Origin of the sequence: Candidatus Thiosymbion oneisti, from assembly GCF_900092655.1 — a bacterium.
GTDB classification, from domain to species: Bacteria; Pseudomonadota; Gammaproteobacteria; order Chromatiales; family Chromatiaceae; genus Thiosymbion; species Thiosymbion oneisti.
This window is the reverse complement of sequence record NZ_FLUY01000663.1, coordinates 1-229: the sequence shown is the minus strand read 5'-3', so window position 1 is coordinate 229 and position 229 is coordinate 1. Positions and strand designations below refer to the sequence as shown.

The 229-nt window shown below is 67.2% G+C and carries 1 pseudogene; it reads right to left on the bottom strand.

The features are described from left to right. Positions 1-229: pseudogene (locus BQ17_RS21600) on the bottom strand (IS4 family transposase); the annotation flags it as partial.

Below are 229 nucleotides of genomic sequence, written 5' to 3'. Positions count from 1 at the left end.
CGGCAACTGTCCAGTACCACCAGCAGCCGTGCGAGGAACAGCCGGGAGTAGACGCGGCGTTTGCCGTTGCCAGGGTGTAGCCAGCGTTCGAGGCCGCCGCGTTGGGCGGCGGTGCCGAGCAGCCACAGCACAAAGGCGGCGAGTGAGGCGATCAGCACCAGCACCGTGAAGCGCCCAACCCCGCGTGAGCGGCTGCATTCCAACCCCTCACCGAACTGCTGGCTCTTCA